At 70.4% G+C, this 26,045-nt stretch carries 20 protein-coding genes; 15 read left to right on the top strand and 5 right to left on the bottom strand.

Annotated elements, in window-relative coordinates:
- Positions 1-218 precede the first annotated feature (218 nt).
- The 12 genes from typA (at position 219) to O1G21_RS15960 (ending at position 15,635) form a co-directional block, all read left to right on the top strand.
- Positions 219-2,123, top strand: coding sequence for a translational GTPase TypA (gene typA / locus O1G21_RS16015; RefSeq protein WP_270144435.1), 1,905 nt, complete (start codon positions 219-221; stop codon positions 2,121-2,123).
- Positions 2,124-2,554: 431 nt separating this feature from the next.
- A complete protein-coding gene (locus O1G21_RS16010) occupies positions 2,555-4,204 on the top strand; it encodes a peptide ABC transporter substrate-binding protein (RefSeq protein ID WP_270144433.1) in 1,650 nt (549 codons plus the stop codon).
- Between the two features lie 139 nt (positions 4,205-4,343).
- Positions 4,344-5,270 carry an ABC transporter permease gene (locus O1G21_RS16005; protein ID WP_270144430.1) on the top strand — a complete coding sequence of 309 codons (927 nt, stop codon included), beginning with the start codon at positions 4,344-4,346 and terminating at the stop codon, positions 5,268-5,270.
- Entirely contained in the window at positions 5,263-6,207 is a 945-nt protein-coding gene (locus O1G21_RS16000; protein ID WP_270144428.1) for an ABC transporter permease, read from the top strand. The genes O1G21_RS16005 and O1G21_RS16000 overlap by 8 nt, the downstream gene beginning before the upstream one ends.
- 19 nt (positions 6,208-6,226) lie before the next feature.
- On the top strand, positions 6,227-7,279 hold the full coding sequence (locus O1G21_RS15995) for an ABC transporter ATP-binding protein (protein ID WP_270144426.1): 1,053 nt from the start codon (positions 6,227-6,229) through the stop codon (positions 7,277-7,279).
- Positions 7,272-8,288 carry an ABC transporter ATP-binding protein gene (locus O1G21_RS15990; RefSeq protein ID WP_270144424.1) on the top strand — a complete coding sequence of 339 codons (1,017 nt, stop codon included), beginning with the start codon at positions 7,272-7,274 and terminating at the stop codon, positions 8,286-8,288. The genes O1G21_RS15995 and O1G21_RS15990 overlap by 8 nt, the downstream gene beginning before the upstream one ends.
- A gap of 238 nt (positions 8,289-8,526) precedes the next feature.
- On the top strand, positions 8,527-10,149 hold the full coding sequence (locus O1G21_RS15985; RefSeq protein ID WP_270144422.1) for a peptide ABC transporter substrate-binding protein: 1,623 nt from the start codon (positions 8,527-8,529) through the stop codon (positions 10,147-10,149).
- A gap of 98 nt (positions 10,150-10,247) precedes the next feature.
- The gene (locus O1G21_RS15980) at positions 10,248-11,174 is read left to right on the top strand and encodes an ABC transporter permease (RefSeq protein WP_270144420.1); all 927 of its coding nucleotides are present in this window, start codon (positions 10,248-10,250) and stop codon (positions 11,172-11,174) included.
- Positions 11,175-11,250: 76 nt separating this feature from the next.
- Positions 11,251-12,165, top strand: coding sequence for an ABC transporter permease (locus O1G21_RS15975; protein ID WP_270151023.1), 915 nt, complete (start codon positions 11,251-11,253; stop codon positions 12,163-12,165).
- A 16-nt stretch (positions 12,166-12,181) separates the two neighbouring features.
- On the top strand, positions 12,182-13,240 hold the full coding sequence (locus O1G21_RS15970; RefSeq protein WP_270144419.1) for an ABC transporter ATP-binding protein: 1,059 nt from the start codon (positions 12,182-12,184) through the stop codon (positions 13,238-13,240).
- Positions 13,230-14,432 (top strand): ABC transporter ATP-binding protein, encoded by a 1,203-nt coding sequence (locus O1G21_RS15965; RefSeq protein WP_270144417.1) that lies wholly within the window; start codon positions 13,230-13,232, stop codon positions 14,430-14,432. The genes O1G21_RS15970 and O1G21_RS15965 overlap by 11 nt, the downstream gene beginning before the upstream one ends.
- Before the next feature lie 153 nt (positions 14,433-14,585).
- A complete protein-coding gene (locus O1G21_RS15960) occupies positions 14,586-15,635 on the top strand; it encodes an ABC transporter ATP-binding protein (RefSeq protein WP_270144415.1) in 1,050 nt (349 codons plus the stop codon).
- A gap of 9 nt (positions 15,636-15,644) precedes the next feature.
- On the opposite strand, the gene O1G21_RS15955 is transcribed toward O1G21_RS15960, so the two are convergent.
- The 5 genes from O1G21_RS15955 to O1G21_RS15935 form a co-directional block, all read right to left on the bottom strand.
- The gene (locus tag O1G21_RS15955) at positions 15,645-17,366 is read right to left on the bottom strand and encodes an ABC transporter family substrate-binding protein (protein WP_270144413.1); all 1,722 of its coding nucleotides are present in this window, start codon (positions 17,364-17,366) and stop codon (positions 15,645-15,647) included.
- A 135-nt stretch (positions 17,367-17,501) separates the two neighbouring features.
- Entirely contained in the window at positions 17,502-19,865 is a 2,364-nt protein-coding gene (locus tag O1G21_RS15950; protein ID WP_270144411.1) for a peptidoglycan binding domain-containing protein, read from the bottom strand.
- Between the two features lie 239 nt (positions 19,866-20,104).
- Positions 20,105-20,563: a DUF6113 family protein gene (locus O1G21_RS15945; RefSeq protein WP_270144409.1), complete on the bottom strand. Its 459-nt coding sequence runs from the start codon at positions 20,561-20,563 to the stop codon at positions 20,105-20,107.
- Positions 20,560-21,483, bottom strand: a complete 924-nt coding sequence (mshB, locus tag O1G21_RS15940) for an N-acetyl-1-D-myo-inositol-2-amino-2-deoxy-alpha-D-glucopyranoside deacetylase (RefSeq protein WP_270144407.1) — start codon at positions 21,481-21,483, stop codon at positions 20,560-20,562. The genes O1G21_RS15945 and mshB overlap by 4 nt, the downstream gene beginning before the upstream one ends.
- Before the next feature lie 31 nt (positions 21,484-21,514).
- Complete coding sequence (locus tag O1G21_RS15935; RefSeq protein ID WP_270144405.1) at positions 21,515-21,709, bottom strand: DUF2304 domain-containing protein; 195 nt, start codon at positions 21,707-21,709, stop codon at positions 21,515-21,517.
- A gap of 313 nt (positions 21,710-22,022) precedes the next feature.
- On the opposite strand from O1G21_RS15935, the gene O1G21_RS15930 reads away from it, so the two are divergent.
- The 3 genes from O1G21_RS15930 (at position 22,023) to O1G21_RS15920 (ending at position 26,044) form a co-directional block, all read left to right on the top strand.
- Positions 22,023-24,176 (top strand): S9 family peptidase, encoded by a 2,154-nt coding sequence (locus O1G21_RS15930; RefSeq protein ID WP_270144403.1) that lies wholly within the window; start codon positions 22,023-22,025, stop codon positions 24,174-24,176.
- 198 nt (positions 24,177-24,374) lie between these two features.
- Positions 24,375-25,325 carry an ABC transporter ATP-binding protein gene (locus O1G21_RS15925; RefSeq protein ID WP_270144401.1) on the top strand — a complete coding sequence of 317 codons (951 nt, stop codon included), beginning with the start codon at positions 24,375-24,377 and terminating at the stop codon, positions 25,323-25,325.
- Positions 25,322-26,044 carry an ABC transporter permease gene (locus O1G21_RS15920; RefSeq protein ID WP_270144399.1) on the top strand — a complete coding sequence of 241 codons (723 nt, stop codon included), beginning with the start codon at positions 25,322-25,324 and terminating at the stop codon, positions 26,042-26,044. Before O1G21_RS15925 ends, O1G21_RS15920 begins: the two co-directional genes overlap by 4 nt.
- The last annotated feature ends 1 nt before the right edge of the window (position 26,045 follow it).

Below are 26,045 nucleotides of genomic sequence, written 5' to 3'. Positions count from 1 at the left end.
GGGTGATCCACCTGTGATCTTGGTCCCGCCCGAGCTGCTCGTTTCCGCCCCTTTGGGCGCTTCCCCGTACCATAGGGAAAAGCCGAGGCATGTCCAGATGCCCGGCGGGTGGACCGGTAGTAGCAGGCGGAACGGGTGGCGGCGGCCGAAGGGGCCGCAAGTGCGCGTCTCGCGGCCGGGCCCGCCGTAACCCACGATTCCGGGAGAATCCGCTAGGCATGCCCACGCGCAACGACATCCGTAACGTCGCCATCGTCGCCCACGTCGACCACGGCAAGACCACGCTGGTCGACGCCATGCTGAAGCAGGCCGGCGCCTTCGCCGCCCACCAGCAGCTCGACGACCGCATGATGGACTCGAACGACCTGGAGCGCGAGAAGGGCATCACCATTCTCGCGAAGAACACCGCGGTCAAGTACCACCCGAAGGACGGCGGCGCGCCGATCACCATCAACATCATCGACACCCCGGGCCACGCCGACTTCGGTGGCGAGGTCGAGCGCGGTCTGTCGATGGTGGACGCGGTCGTCCTGCTGGTCGACGCCTCCGAGGGCCCGCTGCCGCAGACCCGCTTCGTGCTGCGCAAGGCGCTCGCGGCCCGGCTGCCCGTCATCCTGTGCATCAACAAGACCGACCGTCCGGACTCCCGGATCGACGAGGTCATCAACGAGACCTACGACCTGTTCCTGGACCTGGACGCGGACGAGGACCAGATCGAGTTCCCGATCGTCTACGCCTGCGCCCGTGACGGCGTCGCCTCGCTGACCAAGCCGGAGAACGGCACCGTTCCCGCGGACAGCACCAACCTGGAGCCGTTCTTCTCCACCCTGCTGGAGCACGTCCCGGCCCCCAGCTACGACGAGGACGCGCCGCTCCAGGCCCACGTCACCAACCTGGACGCCGACAACTTCCTCGGCCGCATCGCGCTGCTGCGCGTCGAGCAGGGCGAGCTGCGCAAGGGCCAGACCGTGGCCTGGATCAAGCGCGACGGCTCGATCCAGAACGTCCGCATCTCCGAGCTGCTGATGACCGAGGCGCTCACCCGCAAGCCGGCCGAGGTGGCCGGCCCGGGTGACATCTGCGCCGTCGCCGGCATCTCCGACATCATGATCGGCGAGACCCTGGCCGACACCGAGAACCCGATCGCACTGCCGCTGATCACGGTGGACGAGCCGGCCATCTCGATGACCATCGGCACCAACACCTCGCCGCTGGTCGGCCGCGGCGGCAGCGGCAAGGGCGCGGACGCCAAGTCCGGCGTCAAGGTGGACCGCAAGGTCACCGCCCGCCAGGTGAAGGACCGCCTGGACCGCGAGCTGATCGGTAACGTCTCGCTGCGCGTGCTGGACACCGAGCGTCCGGACGCCTGGGAGGTGCAGGGCCGCGGTGAGCTGGCGCTGGCCATCCTGATCGAGACCATGCGCCGCGAGGGCTTCGAGCTGACCGTCGGCAAGCCTCAGGTGGTCACCAAGGAGGTCAACGGCAAGGTCCACGAGCCGGTCGAGCGCCTCACCGTGGACGTGCCGGAGGAGCACATGGGTGCCGTCACCCAGCTCATGGGCGTCCGCAAGGGCCGGATGGACAACATGTCCAACCACGGCTCGGGCTGGGTCCGGATGGAGTTCGTCGTGCCGTCCCGCGGCCTGATCGGCTTCCGCACCGAGTTCCTCACCAGCACCCGCGGCACCGGCATCGCCCACTCGATCCACGAGGGCCACGAGCCGTGGTTCGGCCCCCTGACCACCCGCAACAACGGTTCGCTGGTCGCCGACCGGGCCGGTGTGGTCACCGCCTTCGCGATGACCAACCTGCAGGAGCGCGGCGTGCTCTTCTGCGAGCCGGGCACCGAGGTGTACGAGGGCATGATCGTCGGCGAGAACTCGCGCTCCGACGACATGGACGTGAACATCACCAAGGAGAAGAAGCTCACCAACATGCGGTCCTCGACCGCCGACGTGGCCGAGTCGATCGTCCCGCCGCGCAAGCTCTCGCTGGAGCAGTCGCTGGAGTTCTGCCGCGAGGACGAGTGCATCGAGGTGACCCCGGAGACGGTTCGCATCCGTAAGGTCGTGCTGGACCAGAAGGACCGCGGACGCACTGCCTCGCGCGCCAAGAAGGCGTGATCCGGACGGCTTGAACGGCCTTTGGCCGGAATGCTTCGCCCCCCTTTCCGATGGAGAGGGGGGCGAACTTTTTCAACTACTCCAAGTTGTCGGGGCCGCTATTAACGGAATAGCGCTCATCACATCGAGGTGTTCGCTGAGCGGACGTGACAGTTCGTCATCCGTGACGACTGTCCGTTTGGTGCCTGTCTGGCTATGTCTCAAATGTCCGGTTTTCGAAACTTACCGACTGTTCATGTGACCTAATTGAGATCGTCACTGGTCACTTTCGTGTCCGTGCGTGACGGATAGTGGAGCCAGTCAGGCTCGGGTCAAGGGTTAACGCGCAGGGGTGCGCGCCGAAACCACGAGCGCGGACGGCATTGCGGGCCCGGTGAGAACCGTTCCGTGGTGCCCTCCTCGTCGTAACGTCGAATTCAGGAGGCACACCGATGCGTGGTGTGAGCCAGGCCAAGTGGGTTGTCGCAGCTGTCGCTGTCGCGCTCGCCGCGACTGCTTGTAGCAGCAGTGGTAGCAGCGACTCCTCCGGGGGCAGCTCGGACAGCGGCGCGGTCAACGCCGCGGGCGTCTTCAGCTACCAGAGCGGGGAGCCGCAGAACCCGCTCCAGCCGGCCAATGCCAACGAGACCATCGGCGGCCGCATCATCAAGAACCTCTTCACGGGGCTCGTCGACTACGATCCCGCGACCGGTGCGCTGCGCAACCAGGTGGCCGACAAGATCGAGACCACCGACGCCAAGAACTACACCGTCACGCTGAAGTCCGGCTGGACCTTCCACGACGGCACCCCGGTCACCGCCGCGTCCTTCGTGAAGGCCTGGAACTGGTCGGCCAACGTCAAGAACAACCAGATCAACTCGTCCTGGTTCTCCGACATCGTCGGCTACGACGCCGTCCACCCGGAGAAGGGCGACCCGACCGGCACCGAGATGTCCGGCCTGAAGATCGTCGACGACACCCACTTCACCATCGAGCTGACCAGCCCGGTCTCGTACTTCACGTACAAGCTCGGCTACTCGGCGTTCTCCCCGCTGCCCGAGGGCTTCTTCAAGGACCCGGCCGGCTACGGCGAGAAGCCGGTCGGCAACGGCCCCTACCAGTTCGTCTCGTGGGAGCACAACAAGGCCATCACCGTGAAGGCCTACGACAAGTACGCGGGCAGCAACAAGCCGAAGAACGGCGGCATCGTCTTCCGCAACTACGCCACCGGCGAGGCCGCGTACAAGGACCTGATGTCCGACACCCTGGACGTCCTGGACCAGGTCGACTCGACCGACCTGCCGAAGTTCAAGGACGACCTGGGCAAGCGCGCCGTCGACCAGCCGCAGGGCGCCATCCAGAACATCTCGTTCGCGCTGTACAACGCGGACTGGTCCTCCCTGGACAAGGACAAGGCCGCCAAGATCCGCCAGGGCATCTCGATGGCGATCGACCGCGACACCATCACCAAGACCGTCCTGAACGGCAACCGCCAGGCCGCCGACGCGTTCGTGGCGCCCGGCGTCATGGGCTACAAGGCCGGCACCTGCGGCGACGCCTGCAAGTTCGACCCGGCGAAGGCCAAGCAGCTCATCACCGAGAACGGTGGCGTCCCCGGCGGCAAGCTCAGCATCATGTACAACTCCGACGGCAGCCACAAGGAGTGGGTGGACGCGGTCTGCAACTCGATCCGGCAGAGCACCGGCGTCGAGTGCATCGGTGACCCGAAGCCGGACTTCAAGACCGTCCGCGACCTCGTCACCAAGCAGCAGGTCCCGAGCATGATGCGGACCGGCTGGCAGCAGGACTACCCGCTGAACGCCAACTTCCTGCGTGACGTCTACGGCACCGGTGCGTCCTCCAACGACTCCCACTACTCCAGCCCGGAGTTCGACAAGCTGGCGAAGGAGGCGGACGCCGCGACCTCGGTCGAGAAGACCGCCGAGCTGTACCAGCAGGCCGAGGCCGTTCTGGCCAAGGACATGCCGTCCATCCCGCTCTGGTACTACAAGACCAGCTCCGGCTACTCCAACAAGGTCCAGAACGTGAAGTTCGACTCCTTCGGCGACCCGGTCTTCACCGACGTCGAGGTCAAGAAGTAATCGGTCGGCACCGCCTGACCCAGTGCCAACGGCCGGTGCCCGTCCCATCCCCACAAGGGCGAGGACTGGTACCGGCCGTTGGCACGCCGACTTATCTCTCTGGGTTGACGGGCCCAGCAGAGCCATACATGGAGGCACGATGGGGCGTTTTGTCGCGAGGCGACTGCTCCAGATGATCCCGGTCTTCTTCGGAACGACCTTGCTCATCTTTATGATGGTGCACGCGCTGCCGGGCGACCCGGTGGCAGCGTTGTGGGGCGAAAAGGCGCCGGACCCGGCCCAGCTTGCTGCCCGGAAGCACGCGCTGGGCTTGGACAAGCCGATGCTCCAGCAGTACTTCGACTACATGGGGGGCATGCTCACCGGGGACTTCGGGAAGACCCTGGCCGGGCGGCCGGTGCTCGACGTGATCACCGAGGCGCTGCCGGTCACCATCCGGCTGGCGCTGTTCGCGTTCGCCATCGAGATCGTGCTGGGTGTCAGCGTCGGCCTGTTCGCCGGTCTGCGTCGCGGCAAGGCGTTCGACAAGGGCGCGCTGGTCGTCACCCTGCTGCTGATCTCGATCCCGGTCCCCGTGCTGGGCTTCATCTTCCAGACGGTCTTCGCGGACGACCTGAAGTGGGTCACGCCGACCGTCCAGGACTCCAACGACATCACGCAGCTGGTGCTGCCGGCCTTCGTGCTCGGTTCGCTGTCGCTGGCCTACGTGGCGCGTCTCACCCGTACCTCCATAGCCGAGAACATCAAGGCCGACTACGTCCGCACCGCGGTGGCCAAGGGTCTGCCGCGCCGCAAGGTGATCACCACTCACCTGCTGCGCAACTCGCTGATCCCGGTGGTCACCTTCCTCGGCACCGACCTCGGCGCCCTGATGGGCGGCGCGATCGTCACCGAGGGCATCTTCAACGTCAAGGGTGTCGGCAACGCGCTCTTCAAGGCGATCAACCTGAAGGAGGGCTCGACGGTCGCCGGCTTCGTGGCCTTCCTGGTGATCGTGTACCTGGTTGCCGGACTGATCGTCGACCTGCTTTACGCGGTCCTGGACCCGAGGATCCGTTATGCCTGACCTGACCGAGAAGAAGAACGTCGAGGACGTCCCGGCGCAGGCGGCCGCCGCGGTCGCCGAGCCCAAGCCGGAGAAGGCGCGCAGCCTCGGTTCCGACGCCTGGCAGGACCTGCGCCGCCGGCCGATCTTCGTGATCTCCGCGCTGCTGATCCTGCTGCTGGTCGTCATCGCGATCGATCCGAGCCTGTTCACCTCGGTGGACCCGCGCGCCGGCGACCTGCGCAACCACTACCTGACGAAGCCGAACTACAGCCACTTCTTCCAGCCGGACTGGTTCGGCTACGACCTCCAGGGGCGCAGCATCTACGCCCGCGTCCTGTACGGCGCCCGCGCGTCGGTGGTGGTCGGCATCTGCGTGACCCTCGGTGTGACCATCCTCGGTGGCATCACCGGCATGGTCGCCGGTTACTTCGGCGGCTGGGTCGACACGATCGTCTCCCGCGTCACCGACATCTTCTTCGGCATCCCGCTGCTGCTCGGCTCGCTGGTGATCCTGAACGCCTTCACCTCGCGCACCGTCTGGAGCGTGGTCTTCGCGCTGGTCGCCCTGGGCTGGACCCAGATGACCCGTGTCATGCGCGGTTCGGTGATCACGGTCAAGCAGGCCGACTTCGTGACCGCGGCCAAGGCGCTCGGCGCCGGCACCGGCCGGATCATGTTCAAGCACATCCTGCCGAACGCGATCGCCCCGGTGATCGTGGTCGCCACCATCGCCCTCGGCGGTTACATCGCCACCGAGGCGACGCTGAGCTTCCTCGGCATCGGTCTGCAGGACCCGACCATCTCCTGGGGCATCGACATCAACTCGGCCCAGAAGGTGATCCGTACGGCTCCGTTCGCGCTGTTCTTCCCCGCCGGCATGCTGAGCCTCACCGTGCTGGCCTTCATCATGCTCGGCGACGCGGTGCGCGACGCCCTCGACCCGAAGCTCCGCTGAGAGAAGAGGTGACGACCCGATGACCACCGTGATCGAGAAGAACAACCAGAAGAGCGACCGTCTCGAAGTCGGAACCCCGCTCCTGGAGGTCAAGGACCTCCACGTGGAGTTCCACACCCGGGACGGCATCGCCAAGGCCGTGAACGGCGTCAACTACTCCGTCGCGGCCGGCGAGACCCTCGCCGTGCTCGGCGAGTCCGGCTCCGGCAAGTCCGTGACGGCCCAGACCATCATGGGCATCCTGGACATGCCCCCGGGCAAGGTGACCCAGGGCGAGATCCTGTACCGCGGCCAGGACATGCTCAAGATGAGCAACGAGGAGCGGCGGAGGATCCGCGGCCGGAAGATCGCGATGATCTTCCAGGACGCGCTGTCCGCCCTCAACCCGGTGCTCAACGTGGGCTACCAGCTCGGCGAGATGTTCCGGGTGCACCAGGGCGCCTCCAAGGCCGAGGCGAAGGCCAAGGCCATCGAGCTGATGGACCGGGTGCGCATCCCCGCCGCCAAGCAGCGGGTGAACGACTACCCGCACCAGTTCTCCGGCGGCATGCGCCAGCGCATCATGATCGCCATGGCGCTGTCGCTGCAGCCCGACCTGATCATCGCCGACGAGCCCACCACCGCCCTGGACGTGACCGTCCAGGCCCAGGTGATGGACCTGCTGGCGGAGCTCCAGGCCGAGTACAACATGGGCCTGATCCTGATCACCCACGACCTCGGCGTGGTCGCCGACGTCGCGGACAAGATCGCGGTGATGTACGCGGGCCGGATCGTCGAGACCGCCCCGGTGCACGAGCTGTACGCGAACCCCGCGCACCCGTACACCAAGGGCCTGCTGCGCTCGATCCCGCGTCTGGACCAGAAGGGCCAGGAGCTGTACGCGATCAAGGGCCTGCCCCCGAACCTGCTGAAGGTTCCGGCCGGCTGCGCGTTCAACCCCCGCTGCGACGTCGCCACCGACCTGTGCCGCACGGAGATCCCGGCGCTGCACCACGTGACGGACGAGGACGGCAAGGAGCTCACCGGCCGCCGCAGCGCGTGCCACCTCTGGAAGGAGACCCTCCATGGCTGAGAACATCCTGGAGGTCAAGGACCTGGTCAAGCACTACCCGCTGACCCAGGGCATCCTGTTCAAGAAGCAGGTCGGCGCCGTCAAGGCGGTCGACGGCATCTCCTTCGAGCTGAAGAAGGGTGAGACCCTCGGCATCGTCGGCGAGTCCGGCTGTGGCAAGTCCACGCTGGCCAAGGTGCTGATGAACCTGGAGCGGGCCACCTCCGGCCAGGTGCTGTTCAAGGGCGAGGACATCTCCCAGCTGTCGGGCTCGGCCCTCAAGGCCGTCCGGCGCAACATCCAGATGGTGTTCCAGGACCCGTACACCTCGCTGAACCCGCGCATGACGGTCGGCGACATCATCGGGGAGCCCTTCGAGATCCACCCCGAGGTGGCGCCCAAGGGCGACCGCCGCAAGGCCGTCCAGGACCTGCTGGACGTCGTGGGTCTGAACCCGGAGTACATCAACCGGTACCCGCACCAGTTCTCCGGCGGTCAGCGCCAGCGCATCGGCATCGCCCGCGGCCTCGCGCTCAAGCCCGAGATCATCATCTGTGACGAGCCGGTCTCCGCCCTGGACGTGTCCGTCCAGGCGCAGGTGATCAACCTGCTGGAGCAGCTGCAGGGCGAGTTCGGCCTGTCGTACATGTTCATCGCGCACGACCTCTCCATCGTCCGGCACATCTCCGACCGCGTCGGCGTGATGTACCTGGGCAAGATGGTCGAGATCGGCTCCGACGAGCAGATCTACGACAACGCCACCCACCCGTACACCCAGGCGCTGCTCTCCGCGGTGCCGGTGCCGGACCCGACGGCGCGCGAGTCCCGCGAGCGGATCATCCTCAGCGGGGACATCCCCTCGCCGGCCAACCCGCCGTCCGGCTGCCGCTTCCGCACCCGCTGCTGGAAGGCGGAGGAGCGCTGCGCGGAGGAGGTCCCGCTGCTGGCGATCCCGACCACGCTGGAGGGCCCGGCCGCGCACGAGTCGGCCTGCCACTTCGCCGAGGTCCGGGAGTCGGCCGCGGCCTGACCCGCCCGTACGCACCCGGAAGGGCCCGTGGCTTTCGGCCACGGGCCCTTCCGGCGTTCCGACCGGGCTTGCGACCGGGCTTGCGACCGGGCTTCCGGCGGGGCACTGCGCCGATCCGGCGCCGCGTCAACTCGGCAGCGGGTCGCGGCACCCGTCCGGGTGCACCCGGCTCGCGCCGTCGCCGGGGCGCGCTTCTCATGGGGTGTGATGCGACACACACCCCTGAGGAGGGACCTCCATGCCCGTAGCCGCCCGCGCTCGCCTGGTCCTCGCCGCTGCGACGTCCGTGGTCCTGGTGGCCACCGGGTGCAGCAGCGGCGGCGGCGGCGGAACCAGTTCGTCGGACGCCAGCAAGACCTTCAGCTACCAGAGCAGTGAGCCGCAGAACCCGCTGCAGCCCGCCAACGCGAACGAGGTCGGCGGCGGTCGCATCATCCAGAACCTCTTCAAGGGGCTGGTGGACTACGACCCGAGCACCGCCAAGATCCGGATGCAGGTCGCGGACAAGATCGACACCAGCGACTCGCAGACCTTCAAGGTCACGCTGAAGGACGGCTGGAAGTTCCACGACGGAACCCCGGTGCACGCCAAGAACTTCGTGGACGCCTGGAACTGGGGCGCCAACCCGGCCAACGGCCAGATCAACAGCTCCTGGTTCTCCGACATCGAGGGCTACCAGGACGTCCACCCGACCAACGGGAAGCCCACCACGGACAAGATGTCCGGACTGACCGTCACCGACGACCTGCACTTCACCGTCAACCTGAGCCACAAGGTCTCGTACTTCGAGTACAAGCTCGGCTACATCGCCTTCTCGCCGCTGCCGGACGGCTTCTTCAAGGACCCGGCCGGGTACGGGCAGAAGCCGGTGGGCAACGGCCCGTACCAGTTCGTCAGCTGGGCGCACAACAGCGAGGTGGTCACCAAGACCTTCCCGGGCTACCAGGGCGTGGACAAGCCGAAGAACGGCGGCATCGTCTTCAAGATGTACAACACGTCCGAGGCCGCCTACGCGGACCTGCAGTCCAGCAACCTGGACGTGATGGACCAGGTGCCGCCGTCCGCGCTGGCGACGTACAAGAGCGACCTCGGCGACCGGGCCATCGACGCCCCGCAGGGCGCGATCCAGAACATCGGCTTCACGCTCTACCAGTCCGACTGGTCCTCGCCGGACAAGGCCAAGGTGCGCCAGGGCCTGTCGATGGCGATCGACCGCGGCACCATCACCAAGACCGTGCTGCAGGGCTCCCGCAAGCCGGCCACCGCCTGGGTCGCGGAGGGCGTGGAGGGCTACAAGGACGGCGCCTGCGGCGACTTCTGCAAGTTCGACCCGGCGAAGGCGAAGCAGCTGATCCAGGAGGGCGGCGGCGTCCCCGGCAACAAGCTGCTGATCACCTACAACGCGGACGGCGGCCACAAGGAGTGGGTCGACGCGGTCTGCAACTCGATCCGGCAGAACACCGGCGTCGACTGCCTGGGCGACCCGAAGCCCGACTTCAAGACCGCCCGCGCGGCGATCACCAGCCACCAGCTCAACGGCGCCTTCCGCACCGGCTGGGTGCAGGACTACCCGCTGAACGCCAACTTCCTGTCCGACGTGTACCGCACCGGCGCGGCCTCCAACGACTTCGGCTACAGCAGCCCGCAGTTCGACGACGCGGCCACCAAGGCCGACGCGGCCGCCAGCGTCGCCGACACGGTGAGCGGCTACCAGAGCGCCGAGGCCGTGCTGCCGAGCGGCATGCCGGCCATCCCGCTCTGGTACTACCGCACCAACTCGGGCTACTCGACCAAGGTGCAGAACGTGAAGTTCGACTCCTTCGGCAACCCGGCCTGGACCGAGGTCGAGGTCAAGGGCTGACCCGCCCCCACTCCGGCCCCGCCCTCCCCGCACGGAGGGCGGGGCCCGGTCCGCTCGGCCGACCGCCCCCGGTCGGCAAGCCCTGGAAGGAGGCTCGGATGGGCAGTTACGTGCTGCGGCGGGTGCTGCAGATGGTCCCGGTGTTCTTCGGTACCACGCTGCTGATCTTCGTGATGGTCTACACCCTGCCGGGCGACCCGGTGTCGGCGCTGTTCGGCGAGAAGGCGGCCGACCCGGCGGTGGTGGCCAGCATCAAGCACAAGTACTTCCTGGACCAGCCGCTCTGGAAGCAGTACCTGCACTACATGGGGAACCTGTTCCAGGGCGACTTCGGCACCAGCTTCACCGGCCGCCCGGTCTCGGACATCATGGCCGGCGCCTTCCCGGTCACCATCCGGCTCGCGCTGCTGGCCTTCGTGTTCGAGGTGATCCTGGGCCTCACCCTCGGCGTGGTCTCCGGACTGCGGCGCGGCAGCATCCCGGACACCCTGGTGCTGGTCCTGACCCTGGTGGTGATCTCGATCCCGGTCTTCGTGCTGGCGTACATCGCGCAGACCGTCTTCGCCACCAATCTCGGCTGGGTCACCCCGACCGTGCAGGACAGCTACGACCTCTCCCAACTCGTCCTGCCGGCCTTCGTGCTGGGCTCGCTCTCGCTCGCCTTCGTGGCACGGCTGACCCGGACCTCGATCGGCGAGAACCTGCGGGCCGACTACATGCGCACGGCCGTCGCCAAGGGCCTGCCCCGGCGCACCATCGTCTTCCGGCACCTGCTGCGCAACTCGCTGATCCCGGTGGTCACCTTCCTCGGCACCGACCTGGGCGCGCTGATGGGCGGCGCGATCGTCACCGAGGGCATCTTCAACGTGCAGGGCATCGGCAACGTCCTGTACCGGGCGATCAACACCAAGGAAGGCCCCACCGTGGTCGGCATCGTCACCGTCCTGGTGATCGTCTACCTGGTCGCCAGCCTGCTCGTCGACCTGCTCTACGCGGTCCTGGACCCGAGGATCCGCTATGTCTGACATCCACGACGAGGACTCGTACGAACCGCACCCCAAGCCCGGCGTCTCGCGCCTGGACTACGCGGGCGAGCAGGGCATGGCGGTCGAGCAGGAGACCTTAGTCGAACGCGACGTGGAGAAGCGGGAGGAGGCCCGCAGCCTCTGGGGCGACGCCTGGCGGGACCTGCGCCGGCGGCCGATCTTCCTGCTCTCGGCGGTGCTGATCCTGCTGCTGGTGGTGATGGCGATCTTCCCGTACGCCTTCACCGACGCCGACCCGCGCAAGGCCGACCTGGTGAACGACTACCTGCGCCGGCCGGACTGGGGCGACGTGTTCGGGGCCGGCTGGTTCGGCTACGACGCCCAGGGCCGCTCGATCTTCGCCCGGGTCGTCTACGGCGCTCGCGCCTCGGTCACCGTCGGCATCTGCGTGACCGCCGCGGTCACCGTGCTCGGCGGGCTGACCGGCATGGTCGCCGGGTACTTCGGCGGCGCCGTGGACGCGGTGATCTCCCGGATCGTCGACATCTTCTTCGGCATCCCGCTGCTGCTCGGCGCCCTGGTGCTGCTGAACGCCTTCAGCACCCGCACGGTGTGGAGCGTGGTCATCGCGCTGGGCGTGCTCGGCTGGACCCAGATCGCCCGCGTCATGCGCGGCGCGGTGCTGACCGTCAAGCAGTCCGACTACGTGATGGCCGGACGGGCGCTCGGCGCCGGGACCGGGCGGCTGATGTTCCGGCACATCCTGCCGAACGCGATCGCCCCGGTGATCGTGGTCGCCACCATCGCGCTCGGCGGTTACATCGCCACCGAGGCGACGCTGAGCTTCCTCGGCATCGGTCTGCAGGACCCGACCATCTCCTGGGGCATCGACATCTCCTCCGCCCAGAAGGTGATCCGCACGGCACCGTACGTGCTGTTCTTCCCGGCCGCGGCGCTCTCCGTCACCGTGCTGGCCTTCATCATGATGGGCGACGCGGTGCGCGACGCCCTCGACCCGAAGCTTCGCTGAGCGAGGGGAGCGCGTCGTGAGTACAGCCGTGGAAACCGACACCGGCAGGCACGAGCGGGAGGTGCCGTACGAGGGGCCGCTGCTCGACGTACGGGACCTGCACGTCGAGTTCGTCACCCGGGACGGCGTCGCCCGGGCCGTCAACGGGGTCAACTACAGCGTCCGGGCGGGCGAGACGCTGGCGGTGCTGGGCGAGTCCGGCTCCGGGAAGTCGGTGACCGCGCAGGCGATCATGGGCATCCTGGACATGCCGCCGGCCCGGATCCCGCGCGGGGAGATCCGCTTCCGCGGCCGGGACATGCTGAAGATGGGCAAGGACGAGCGGCGGAGGATCCGGGGCCGGAAGATCGCCATGATCTTCCAGGACGCGCTGTCCGCCCTCAACCCGGTGCTCAGCGTGGGCTACCAGCTCGGCGAGATGTACCGGGCCCACCGGGGCACCTCCCGCGCGGAGGCGAAGGCGAAGGCCGTCGAACTGATGGACCGGGTGCGCATCCCGGCGGCCAAGCAGCGGGTGAACGACTACCCGCACCAGTTCTCCGGCGGCATGCGCCAGCGCATCATGATCGCCATGGCGCTCGCCCTGGAACCGGACCTGATCATCGCGGACGAGCCCACCACCGCGCTGGACGTGACCGTCCAGGCCCAGGTGATGGACCTGCTGGCGGAGCTGCAGGCCGAGTTCCACATGGGGCTCATCCTGATCACCCACGACCTGGGCGTGGTCGCCGACGTCGCCGACAAGATCGCGGTGATGTACGCGGGCCGGATCGTCGAGACCGCCCCGGTGCACGAGCTGTACGCGCGGCCCGCGCACCCGTACACCCGGGGCCTGCTGGACTCCATCCCGCGGCTGGACCAGAAGGGCCAGGAGCTCTACGCCATCAAGGGCCTGCCGCCCAACCTGCTGCGGATCCCCAGGGGCTGCGCCTTCAACCCGCGCTGCCCCCGGGCGCAGGACGTCTGCCGGGTCGAGGTGCCGGAGCTGTTCCCGGTCGCCGAGGACGACGGCACACCGCTGGAGGGGCGCGGCAGCGCCTGCTTCTTCTGGAAGGAGACCCTCCATGACCGCTAACGGGGCCAGCGCGACGAGCGGGGCGGTGCCGCAGGAAGCCGCCTTCGACCAGGAGGTGCCGCGCGGCGAGCCGATCCTGGAGGTCCGGAACCTGGTCAAGCACTTCCCGCTGACCCGGGGCGTGCTGTTCAGGCGGCAGGTCGGCGCGGTCAAGGCGGTGGACGGGGTCAGCTTCGACCTGATGCAGGGCGAGACGCTCGGCATCGTCGGCGAGTCCGGCTGCGGGAAGTCCACGCTGGCCAAGGTGCTGATGAACCTGGAACCGGCCACCGGAGGGTCCGTCCGGTACAAGGGGGAGGAGATCTCCCGGCTGTCCGGCAGCGCGCTGAAGGCCGTCCGGCGCAACATCCAGATGGTGTTCCAGGACCCGTACACCTCGCTGAACCCGCGCATGACGGTCGGCGACATCATCGGGGAGCCGTACGAGATCCACCCCGAGGTGGCGCCCAGGGGTGACCGCCGCAGGGCCGTCCAGGACCTGCTGGACGTGGTCGGGCTCAACCCCGAGTACATCAACCGGTACCCGCACCAGTTCTCCGGCGGCCAGCGCCAACGCATCGGCATCGCAAGGGGGTTGGCGCTCAAGCCGGAGATCATCATCTGCGACGAGCCGGTTTCCGCTCTGGACGTGTCCGTCCAGGCGCAGGTGATCAACCTGCTGGAGCAGCTGCAGGGCGAGTTCAACCTGTCGTACATGTTCATCGCCCACGACCTCTCCATCGTCCGGCACATCTCCGACCGGGTGGGGGTGATGTACCTGGGGAAGGTGGTCGAGATCGGCAGCGACACGGAGATCTACGACCACGCGACCCACCCGTACGCCCAGGCGCTGCTCTCGGCGGTGCCGGTGCCGGACCCGACGGCGCGCGAGTCCCGCGACCGGATCGTGCTCACCGGGGACGTGCCCTCGCCGGCCAACCCGCCCTCGGGGTGCCGGTTCCGCACCCGCTGCTGGAAGGCGCAGGAGCGGTGCGTGGTCGAGGTGCCGCTGCTGGCCTCGCCGAGCTGGCTGGAGGGGGCGGCGTTCCACGACTCGGCGTGTCACTTCGCGGCGGAGCGCGAGATCGGGCAGAGCGCGGCGGAGCGCGAGATCGGGCAGAGCGCGGCGGAGCGCGAGATCGGGCAGAGCGCGGCGGAGCGCGAGATCGGGCAGAGCGCGGCGGAGCGCGAGAACGGACAGGGCGCGGACTGACCTCGCGCACCCGGGCCGCGTCCTCGCGCCGAGGGCGCGCCCTTCGCCGTGATGCAACCGAGATCTCCCGCAGCCTCCCCAAGTGCGCGCTGTTCCTTGATAGTTGCTCTGCGCCTGTCGATGCTCGCCACTGCGCTGAGGAGGGCTGCCCGGATGGACATGGTGGAGGTGACCGGCGGCGGTCGGGAGAACCTGGTGCCCGGGACCCCACTGCTGGAGGTCGACGACCTGCACATCGAGTTCCACACCCAGGACGGCGTCGCCAAGGCCGTCAACGGGGTGAGCTACTCGGTGGCGGCGGGGGAGACCCTGGCGGTGCTGGGCGAGTCCGGCTCGGGCAAGTCGGTGACCGCGCAGGCGGTCATGGGCATCCTGGACACGCCGCCCGGGAGGATCACCGCGGGGCGGATCCTGTTCCGGGGCGAGGACCTGCTGACCATGAGCCCCAAGCTCCGGCGGACGGTCCGGGGCCGGAAGATCGCGATGATCTTCCAGGACGCGCTGTCCGCCCTCAACCCGGTGCTCAGCGTGGGCTACCAGCTCGGCGAGATGTTCCGGACGCACCAGGGGCTGTCCCGTACCGAGGCCCGGGCGAAGGCCGTGGAGCTGATGGACCGGGTGCGCATCCCGGCGGCCAAGCAGCGGGTCGGCGACTTCCCGCACCAGTTCTCCGGCGGCATGCGCCAGCGCATCATGATCGCCATGGCGCTCGCCCTGGAACCGGACCTGATCATCGCGGACGAGCCCACCACCGCGCTGGACGTGACCGTCCAGGCCCAGGTGATGGACCTGCTGGCGGAGCTGCAGGCCGAGTTCCACATGGGGCTCATCCTGATCACCCACGACCTGGGCGTGGTCGCCGACGTCGCCGACAAGATCGCGGTGATGTACGCGGGCCGGATCGTCGAGACCGCCCCGGTGCACGAGCTGTACGCACGCCCGGCCCACCCGTACACCCGGGGCCTGCTGGACTCCATCCCGCGGCTGGACCAGAAGGGCCAGAACCTGCACGCCATCAAGGGCCTGCCGCCCAACCTGCTGCGGATCCCCGAGGGCTGCGCCTTCAACCCCCGCTGCGACCGGGTGCAGGACCGCTGCCTGACCGAACTCCCGCCGCTGGTGCCGGTGGCGGACGAGGACGGGGCCGAGCTGCCGGGCCGGCGCAGTGCCTGCCACTACTGGCGGGAGACCCTGCACGGCTGAGGCGGGGGCCTACTTGGTGAAGCCGACGTTCTCCCAGACGATGTCGGACAGGCCCTGCGCACCGATGTTGGCGAGGTCGGCGCGGGCGCCGAACAGCTGCGGGCGCTGGTAGAGCGGCAGCACGCCGGCCACCTTCCAGAGTTCGCCGTCGGCCTGGTTGATCGCCTCGGAGGCGGTGCCGGCGTCGGGCGCGGCGCCCGCCCGGTCGAGAGCGGCGTCCACCGCGGCGCTGCCCGCGCCGGCGCGGTTGTTGGCGCTGTTCTGGGCGTAGCTGGCGCGGCTGCCGCTGGCCGGGAACGGGGTGCCGAGCAGGGCGTAGACGGCGATGTCGAAGTCGTTGCGGTTGACGTACTTGTCGAAGAACTCGTTGGGGGCGGCGGTCACCGGGGTGACCTTGACGCCGACGTCCTTGAGCATCCTGGAGATGGAGGCCGACTCGCCCTGGGCCACGGCGACCCCGGCCGGAACGATCATCCGCAGGTTCAGCTCGTGGCCGTCCTTCTTCCGCACGTCGCCGTCGAGCTTCCAGCCCGCCGAGTCCAGCTTGCGGGCGGCCTCGGCCGGGTCGAAGCGGGACAGGCCGAGGGAGTTGTCGCGGTAGCCGTTCTGGTTGGCGACCAGCAGGTGGTTGTTGAGCGGGACGGCCGGCCAGTCCAGGCCGTTGAGGTCGGCGCGGATCAGGGCGTCCCGGTTGATCGCCTGGAACACGGCCTGGCGGACGGTCGCGTCGCCCAGCAGCGGGCTGCGGGCGTTCAGGGTGAGCTGCCGGAAGTCCGGCCCGCCGGCCCGGCGGACGGCCGCGCCCTTGGTGTTCTTGATGACCTGGTAGCCGGCCAGGTCGGGGCCGTTGTTGAAGAGGTCGATCTGGCCCTTGGCGAAGGCGGCGCCCATCGCGTCGGGGGTCATGGCGTGGAAGACGATCCGGTCCAGCATCGGCTTGTCGCCCCACCAGTTCGGGTCGACGACCAGGGTGACGGTCTGCGCGGCCGGGTCCAGGCGGTCGACCTTGAACGGGCCGGCGGTGAGCGGGATCGCGTCCAGGTAGGCCGAGTTGAACAGGTCCGGGGTGGAGACCCTGCTCGCGGGCAGCAGCGGGGCGTTGGCGGCGCCGTTGAACATCGACTGCCACTCGGAGAACGGCCGGTCGAAGGTCATCACGGCCTGGAAGTCGTCCTTGCCCCGCTCGACCGAGCTGACCAGCTCGAAACCGGAGGTGCTGGAGGGCCGGTAGGCCGGGTCCTTGCCGTTCAGGGCGTGCCAGTTGGCCTCGATGTCGCGCCAGGTGATCGGGGTGCCGTCGGACCAGTGGGCCTTCGGGTTGAGCGTCCAGGTGACCACCTGGTGGCCGTCCCTGACCTCGGCGTGGGCCTCCTGGAGGTAGGCCGGGTTGACGGTCTGGGTGCCGGCCGCGTCCGAGCGGAAGAAGGTCGGCAGCAGCGGCTTGCTGACGGCGACGGTCGAGGACTCGGTGCCGTCGCTGTGGATCGGCGACCACTGGTGGGAGAACTGGGCGATCGCCAGGTTCAGGGTGCCGCCCTGGCGCAGCTGGGCGCGGTCGTGCGCGTTGATGTCGATCGAGGTGAGCTTGGGCACCGTGGCGGCGGCGCTCGGCAGCGCGTCGGCGGCCGCGCCGTCCGGCCCGGAGGAGCAGGAGCAGAGTGCGAGGGAGAGCGTCAGGACGGTGAGACCGGCGAGCAGCGCCGTCCGGTGGTGCTGGAGGCGGTGGCCCATCGGCGTGGCTCCCGGAGTGACTGTGACGGATGGTGTGGCGTCACATCTTGCTGACCGGGAGGGGGAGTTGTCGAGGGGCGGGACCGCCGCGTCCGTTCGATGCGGCGGTCCCGCCCCTCGTTCGTGCCCGGCCCGTCAGGCGACGGTGAACTTGTAGGTGCGTTCCTTGTCGCCGGTCTTGTCGAACAACGAGGTGACGGCGTCCGCGACGTCCTGCGGGGTGATCGCGGCGGTCTGGCCGTTCTTCTTGATCTTCACCTTGTCGAACACGCCGTTCAGCTGGGAGTTCAGCGCGTCGAGGTCCCACTTGGGCGCGATCTTGCCGGAGGCGTCCGGGGCCAGCGTGAGCGCCTTGGCGGCGGTCTTCGCGCCGAAGTCCCAGGGCTTGGTGCCGGCCAGGAGGTGGATCTTCCCGTTGGTCACCTGCTTGCCGAGGCTGTCCGCGGCGGCCTGCAGGGCCTGGGTGGAGACCTTGGGCTGGGCGGCCGTGACGGCGAGCGCGATCGGCTGGTCGGGCTTGCCGGCGGCGCGGTCGCGGTAGGCCTGCTCGACCACGTCCATGGCGGCGTTGGAGTCCACCGCCTGCCCGGCCTTGCCGGGGACGACGACCGGGTCGCCGTTGTCGGCGAACTTGACGTAGCCCTCCTGGAGGCCCTGGCCCGAGCCGGCCGCCAGCGAGTCCAGCGCGGCCTTGAGCTTGGCGCGGTCGACCCGGACCTCCGGGGCGACGGCCTTGGTGCCGCCCTGGATCGACTCGATCACGGCGACCGGGTTGTAGTCGTGCGCGGCGAGGCCGTCCACGGTGGCCGTGGTGTCGAAGGTCAGCCCGGCGACCGTCGGGTCGAGGTCGACCGTCTGGTCGCCGATCTTCAGCTTCAGCGGCTGCTGCCCGGCCTTGCCGACGGACGCGTCCAGCGCGTGGATCGCCTGGTCACGGCTGTTGCCGCCGATGTCCGTGCCGAGCACCACGGTGCCCTTGGGAACGTCGGACTGGTTGAGCATCAGGCCGGTGCCGTACGCGGCGGCGCCGAGGAAGAGCACGCCGCCGAAGGCGTAGACACCGAGCTTGACGAGCTTCTTCGCGCCGCCGCGCTTGGCCTTGGCCTTGGCGGGAGCGGCCGGCTCGGCCTTCGCGGGGGCCGGGCCGGGCGGGGGAACGGGCGTCGCACCGGGCACGGACCCGGGGACGGACTGGGCTGCGGGACCGCCCGGGCCGCCGGAGGCGGCCGGGGAGCCGGGGCCGGGGGCCGGGGTCGGCAGCGGGGTGACCTCGGTCGCCTCGGGGTCGCGGCCGGCCTGCCGGGGCCCGCCGGCGGCGGGCTGGGGCGCGCCCGGGAAGAGCCCGCCGGGGCCCGCCGGGGTGGCGAAGGGGTCCTGGCCGGGGGCGGCCGGGCGCTGGGTGGCGAACGGGTCGGCGCCGGTCGGCGCCGAGGCGAACAGGCCCGGCTGCGGACGGTCGTCGGCGCCGCGCGGGACGCCGTCGCGGGGCAGGCCGGGTATGGCGGCCGGCGGCGGGGTGTTCTCGCGGATCGGCGCGAAGCCGTCCACCGAGGTGTCGTCCGGGTTCGGTCCGGCCAGCGGGTCGGCCTGCGGCAGCCCGCCCTGCTGCGGGCCGTTCGGGCGGGCCCCGTTCGGCCGGGCACCGTTCGCCCGGGGCGCGCCCTGCCGCGGCGCCTGCTGCTGCGGACGGCCGCCGCGCGGGCCGCGGGCACCGGCGTCGTGGCCGGTCGGGGCGAACGGGTCGGCGACCGGCGCGAACGGGTCGGCGGCCTCGTACACCCCGGGCTCCTCGCCCGGGGCCCCGGCGCCGTACGGCGAAGCGGGAGCGGCGGGGGCGGGCGCCTTGCCCTGGCCGGGCAGCGGGCGGCCGTTCGGACGGGCGGTACCGGCGGCCGGGGCCGGGCGGGCGCCGTTCGGGGCGGACTGCGGACGGACCTCGGCGGCGGTGCCGGGCGCGGCCGGGGCCTCCGACGCGCTCGGGGCGCCGGCCGCCACCGCGGCCGGGGCGGGCTCGGCGGCCGGGGCCTTCTTCTGCCGCGGCCGGAACCACGCGCCGGTGGACTCGGACTCCGAGGTGGCCGGCGGGATCGACGGGATCTGCCACTCCGGCGGCAGGTTCGGCGGGGTGGCCGAGCGGGTGCCGTCCATCACGCCGAGAACGGGCGAGGCGGGCGCGGAGCGGTGCCGCGGGCTGCCCGGCTCGGCGGACCGGGCCTGCTCGGCCGGGCCATCATCGTTCCTGGCAGTCTCGTTCTTGACGGTGCTGCGGACGACGACCGGCGGGATCGGGCGCGAGCCGGGGATGTTGATCCGGACCCGGGTGGTCAGGGTGGTCTCGGTCTTCGGACCGTCGTCCTCGCCGCCCGACCCGGCGTCGGCCCCGGCCCGGTCGCCGCCGGGGAGGCCCGGGGTGCCGTAGGGCGGCGTGCCCGACGGGTAGGCGTCCGGACCCGTACGCCGGGGCGTCGGGTTGGCGTTGTCAGATTCGCGGCTGCTCAATGCTGCTCTGCTCCGGGTTCGCGGGCGGGCCGTGCGGCGCGACCGCGGTTCGTGGTCGCCGGGCCTGGGGCAAACGGCGGTCGGGTACGACGTACTGCGGGACCACCATACTGGGAAGAACTGAGCGGTGAACGGCTTCGGACAGATCCTGATACGTCCGGTTCCTCCGGTATGAGAGTACGGCGGAGTGGTCCTGACTGCGCGTTGTGTGCGCTACCGTACGCGGCTGGCCGCCGGGGTCAGCGAGGGGGGTTGGGCACGCCGGGGAACCAGCTGGTGCGGGTCGGCAGGGTGGCGCAGATCACGCCCAGGATCGAGCCGATGAACAGCCAGGCCAGCGAGGTGGCGTTGGACCACAGCACGTTGTCGCCCTCCGGCCGGGGCACCATCAGCATCAGCATCGCCAGGAACCAGCCCGCCGCGGGCAGCGCGGCGCCCAGCCGGGTGCCGGTGACCCGCAGGCCGGCGTAGAAGGTCGCGGCGGTGGCGGCGAGCGCCAGCAGAACTCCCACGGGCGGCCACAGGGCCTGCACAAAGGATCCGCAGACCGACACCGCGATGCCCAACAGGAAGAACAGGACATACGCCGCGATCCGGGCGGCGCGCGGGGGTTGGGGCTCGGCCAGCCGCTGCTGGCGGGTGCCGAGGGCGGCCACCGCGATCGAACGGCGTTTCGGCTTGGCGGCGGGCGCGGTCATCGGGCGTTCACCTCGCTGGGAGTCTCGCCGGCAGTCGGGTCGGTGACCGCCAGGCCGGCGAACAGGTCGCGCTCGGGCCGCTCCGGCCCGGCCTGGCCGCGCACCAGTTGGTAGTACTCGGTGGCGAACAGCGGCTGGCCGAGGTGGTTGGAGAGCGCGAAGGAGGCGCCGTTCACGGTGATCTGGGTGGCGTGCGCGGCCAGCGCGGCGGCCTTGTGCCCGGCGTACCCGGAGCCGTCGAGCACGGTGGTGACCACCTCGTCGGCCACCACCCCCGGCACGTCGGCGGGTTGGGCGGTGCCGGGGAAGGCCGACTCGGCGGCGGTCCTGGCGAGCCCGGCCGCGAGCACCGAGTTGGGCATCCGGTTCCAGTACACCTTGGCGATCCGCCAGGGGGCGCCCAGCTCCGGACGGTGCGCCGGATCGGCGGCCAGCTCGTACGCGCGCATCGCGACCCGGTGCGCCTGGATGTGGTCCGGGTGCCCGTAGCCGCCGTTGTCGTCGTACGTGACCAGCACCTGCGGCCGGACCTCGCGGACCACGGCGACCAGGTGGTCCGCCGCCTCGTCCACGTCGGCCCGCCAGAAGCAGCCGGGGGCGTCGTTCTCGGGCACGCCCATCATCCCGGAGTCGCGGTAGCGCCCCGGGCCGCCGAGGAAGCGGAAGTCGGTGACGCCGAGGGCGCGCATCGCCTCGGTCAGCTCGCCGATCCGGTGCGCGCCGAGGGTGTCGTCCCGATCGGCGGTCAGGTGGGCGAGCTCCGGCGGGATCACCTCGCCGCCCTCGCCGAGGGTGCAGGTCACCAGTGTCACCCGGGCGCCCTCGGCGGCGTACCGGGCCATGGTGGCGCCGTTGCCGATCGACTCGTCGTCGGGATGGGCGTGCACCAGGAGGAGGCGGCGGCCGGTAGTCGCGGTCATGGGAGGAAGCCTAACCACCAGCCCGCAGGGGTCAGAGCTTCAGGCCGTTGAGCATCCCGGCGAGGTTCGTGGTGAGCTGGCTGATCGACGGGGCGATCGAGCTGGAGGCCAGGTAGAAGCCGAGCAGCGCGCAGACGACGGCGTGCCCCAGCTTCAGGCTGGAACGGCGGATCAGCACCACCACGATGGTCAGCATCAGCATGACGGCGGAGACGTTCATGGCCATGTCGGCTCGTACCCCTTCTCGGGCGCCGGCCCCTGGAGAGGGCCGGCGGTGGGACCGTACGGGAATCGGGGTCGGGTGACCGGGGCCCGGGACGGGGCCCGACGATCACTCGCGTGACCAGTCATACCCGATGGGTAAGGGGAGCATTACATTCAGTGAGTCGACGCGCGCCGGGGCACCCGGGCACTCGAGGGGCGCGTGGGCCGGTCGGAGGGGGTTTGGACCTCTTTGGGGCGTACCTGGGGGCGATGCTCCGAACGAGTGATGGTCAGTCACCGGGCAGTCGGAGTCAGCCGTCGTAGGGTCTGGTGCCATGACCTCCCACACCCCTGCGGACACCTTCCCCCGGCAGTACGCGCGGACCCTGCGCTACACCGTCGGCGCCCCCCGCTCCTTCTCCGTCGCACCGGACGGCTCGCGGGTCGTCTTCCTCCGCTCGCGCTCCGGCAGCGACCGGGCCAACCTGCTCTGGACCCTCGACACCGCCACCGGCGAGGAGCGGATCGCCGCCGACCCCGCCGTCCTGCTCGGCGGCGGCGAGGAGGACCTCTCACCCGCCGAGAAGGCCCGCCGCGAGCGCAGCCGGGAGAGCTCGGCCGGCATCGTCGGCTACGCCCTGGACGGGGACGGCGAGCTCGCCGCCTTCGCCCTGTCCGGCCGGCTGTTCACCGCCGACCTGATCACCGGCGTCGCCCGCGAACTGCCCGCCCAGGGCCCGCTGCTGGACCCGCGGCTCTCCCCGGACGGCGCCCACGTCGCCTACGCCAACACCGCCGGCGAACTGCGGCTGACCCGCACCGACGGCACCGACGACCGGGCGCTCGCCGAGCCGGACGGCCCGAACGTCACCTGGGGTCAGGCCGAGTTCATCGCCCAGGAGGAGATCGACCGCGACCGCGGCTTCTGGTGGTCCCCGGACGGCGAGCGGCTGCTGGTCGAGCGCGCCGACGACAGCCCGGTGCGCCGCTGGTGGATCGCCGACCCGGCCAACCCGGACCGCGCGCCCGCCGAGGTCGCCTACCCGGCGGCCGGCACCGCCAACGCCGAGGTCGGCCTGTTGCTGCTCGACCTGCACGGCGGACGCACCGAGGTGTCCTGGGACCAGGAGGCCTTCCCGTACCTGGCCCGGGTGCACTGGTCCAAGGGCGGCGTGCCGCTGCTGCTGGTCCAGTCCCGCGACCAGCGCGCCCAGCGGATCCTCGGCCTGGACGTGGCCACCGGCGGCACCGAGGTGCTGTTCGAGGAGCGCGACGAGGCCTGGCTGGAGGCCTTCCCGGGCGCACCGGCCTGGACCCCGGACGGCAAGCTGGTCCGGATCTCCGACGACGGAGGGGTGCGGGCGCTGGTGGTCGGCGACCAGGCCGTCACCGGGGCCGACCTGCACGTCCGGTCGGTCGTCGCGGTCACCGAGCGGGAGGTGTTCTTCAGCGCCTCCGGCGGCACCGGGGAGACCGACCCCGAGCCCGGCTGGATCGCCGTCGGCCGGATCAGCCACGACGGCAAGCAGCTGGCCTGGGAGTGCGCCAACGGCCGCCCCTTCACCTCCGTCACCAGCGCGGTGCACGCCGGCGGGATCACCGTCCGGGCCACCGCCGAGCCCGACCTGCCCGGCACCCTGGTGCAGGTCGCCCGCGACCTGCCGGAGGGCGTGGTGGTCGACGACGTCGCCACCATCACCTCGTACGCCGAGACCCCGGCCATCACCGCCCGCCCGGTGTTCCGCTTCGCCGGCGAGCGCCGCATCCCGGCCGCCGTCTTCCTGCCCACCGGCTACGACCGCGAGCGCGACGGCCTGCTGCCCGTCCTGATGGACCCGTACGGCGGCCCGCACGGCCAGCGCGTCGTCCAGGCGCACAACCCGCACCTCAACTCGCAGTGGTTCGCCGACCAGGGCTTCGCGGTGGTCGTCGCCGACGGGCGCGGCACCCCCGGGCGCGGGCCGGCCTGGGAGAAGTCCATCGCCTTCGACTTCGCCGGGGCCACCCTGGACGACCAGGTCGACGCGCTGCAGGCGCTCGCCGGGGAGTTCCCGCTGGACCTGGACCGGGTCGCCATCCGCGGCTGGTCGTACGGCGGCTACCTCTCCGCGCTGGCGGTGCTGCGCCGCCCCGACGTGTTCCACGCGGCGGTGGCCGGGGCGCCGGTGACCGACTGGGAGCTGTACGACACCCACTACACCGAGCGCTACCTGGGCCACCCGGCCGAGCGGCCCGAGGTGTACCGGGCCAACTCGCTGACCGGCTACGCGACCGGGCTGGAGCGCCCGCTGATGATCATCCACGGCCTCGCGGACGACAACGTGGTGGCCGCCCACACCCTGCGGCTCTCCTCGGCCCTGCTGGCCGCCGGGCGCCCGCACACCGTGCTGCCGCTGTCCGGCGTCACCCACATGACCCCGCAGGAGGAGGTCGCGGAGAACCTGCTGCTGCTCCAGGTCGACTTCGTGAAGCGCTCGCTGGGGCTGTAGCACCCTCCTGACCAGCGCGATCGGCGGCCGGCCCCTCGTCAATGTCACTGGCCTGACGGGGGTACCGGCCGCCGGCATGACATCCGTCATGCCGAAGGCACGACGGCCGACACTGCCGTCGGCCCCCGCCCGCGCGGGACTCTGAGGTGGTGCGGACAGGACCGCACGCGACAACCGTCAGGGGAGAGGAGCCGGGCGATGGGTACCGAGGTGGCCGCCTTCCGCGGCGTGGGCAAGAGTTACGGGCGGGTGCGCGCCGTGGACGGGCTGGACCTGGTGCTGCGGCCGGGCGAGACCGTCGCCCTGCTCGGCCCGAACGGCGCCGGGAAGTCCACCAGTCTGGACCTGCTGCTCGGCCTGCGCGAGCCCGACCAGGGCAGCGTCACGCTGTTCGGCGGCACCCCGCGGGAGGCGATCGCGGCCGGCCGGGTCGGCGCGATGCTGCAGAGCGGCGGGCTGATGGCCGACGTCAAGGTCCGCGAGCTGGTCGAGCTCGCCTGCAAGGTGCACCCGAGCGGTCGGTCGGTCACGGGGGTGCTGACCGACGCCGGGATCACCGAGATCGCCGAACGCCGGGTGGACAAGCTGTCCGGCGGTCAGGAGCAGCGGGTCCGGTTCGCCCTGGCGATCGCGGGCAACAGCGACCTGATCGTGCTGGACGAGCCCACCACCGGCATGGACGTCAGCGTCCGGCAGGCGTTCTGGGCGAGCATGCGGGCACAGGCCGACGCCGGTCGCACGGTCCTGTTCGCCACCCACTACCTGGAGGAGGCCGACTCGATCGCCGACCGCGTCCTGGTGCTGCACCGGGGCCGGCTGATCGCCGACGGCAGCTCCGCCGAGATCAAGGCGCGGGCGGGCGCTCGCCGGATCGCCTTCGAACTCCACGACGGGGACGGCGAGTTCTTCGACGAGGGGGTGCTGCGCATGCTTCCGGGCGTGCAGTCACTGGACGTCACCGCCCGGGTCCCGGGGGTGCGGACGGTGCGGATCCGCACCGCGGACGCCGATGCGAGCGTCGCCGGGATCTACCGGGCGGGCCTGTACCCGCGCGGGCTGGAGGTGACCGGCCTGGGCCTGGAGCAGGCCTTCCTGACCATCACGGGCGAGCTGGACGAGCAGGACCTGGTAGAGGAGAGCGCACGATGACCACCCTGATCAAGCTGGAGGTCCTGCGGACCCTCCGCAACCGGCGCTACCTGCTCTTCACCATCGCCTACCCGGCGCTGATGTACTTCTTCTTCATCCACGCCTACGACTCCACCAAGCTGGCCGGCGGCCTGCCGGTGAAGACGTACTTCATGGTCTCGATGGCCACCTTCGGCGCGGTCGGCTCGGTGCTCTCCGGCAGCGCGCAGCGGATCTCGCTGGAGCGCAAGAGCGGATGGACGCGCCAGCTGCGGCTGACCGCGCTGCCGGGCCGGGCGTTCACCTTCGGCAAGATCGCCGCGAGCGCGGTGACCACGCTGCCGGCGATCCTGGTGGTCTTCGCGGTCGGCGCGAGCCAGGGCGTCTCGTTGAGCGTGGCGCAGTGGATCGGGCTGGCGGCCGCGCTGTGGCTGGGCAGCTTCGTGTTCGCGGCACTCGGGGTGGCGCTCGGGTACGCGGCGGCGCCGGACTCGGTGCAGACGATCGTGATGATCGCCTACATGCTGATGTCGCTGTTCGGTGGGACGTGGTTCCCGGTGAGCGGCTCGCTGGAGAAGTACGCCCAGTTCAACCCGGTGTTCCTGTACAACAAGCTGGCCACCTTCACCCAGCCCGGGCACTCCCTGGACCTGGTCGCGGTCGCCGGGCTGGCCGCCTTCCTCGCGGTGTTCGTCGCCGCCGCGGCCGCACTGTACCGGCGTGACACCCGCCGGGCATGAT

The organism is Kitasatospora cathayae, from assembly GCF_027627435.1.
Classification (GTDB): Bacteria; Actinomycetota; Actinomycetes; order Streptomycetales; family Streptomycetaceae; genus Kitasatospora; species Kitasatospora cathayae.
Note: the sequence above shows the minus strand (reverse complement) of the source record. Positions and strands in the feature narration are given on the sequence as shown.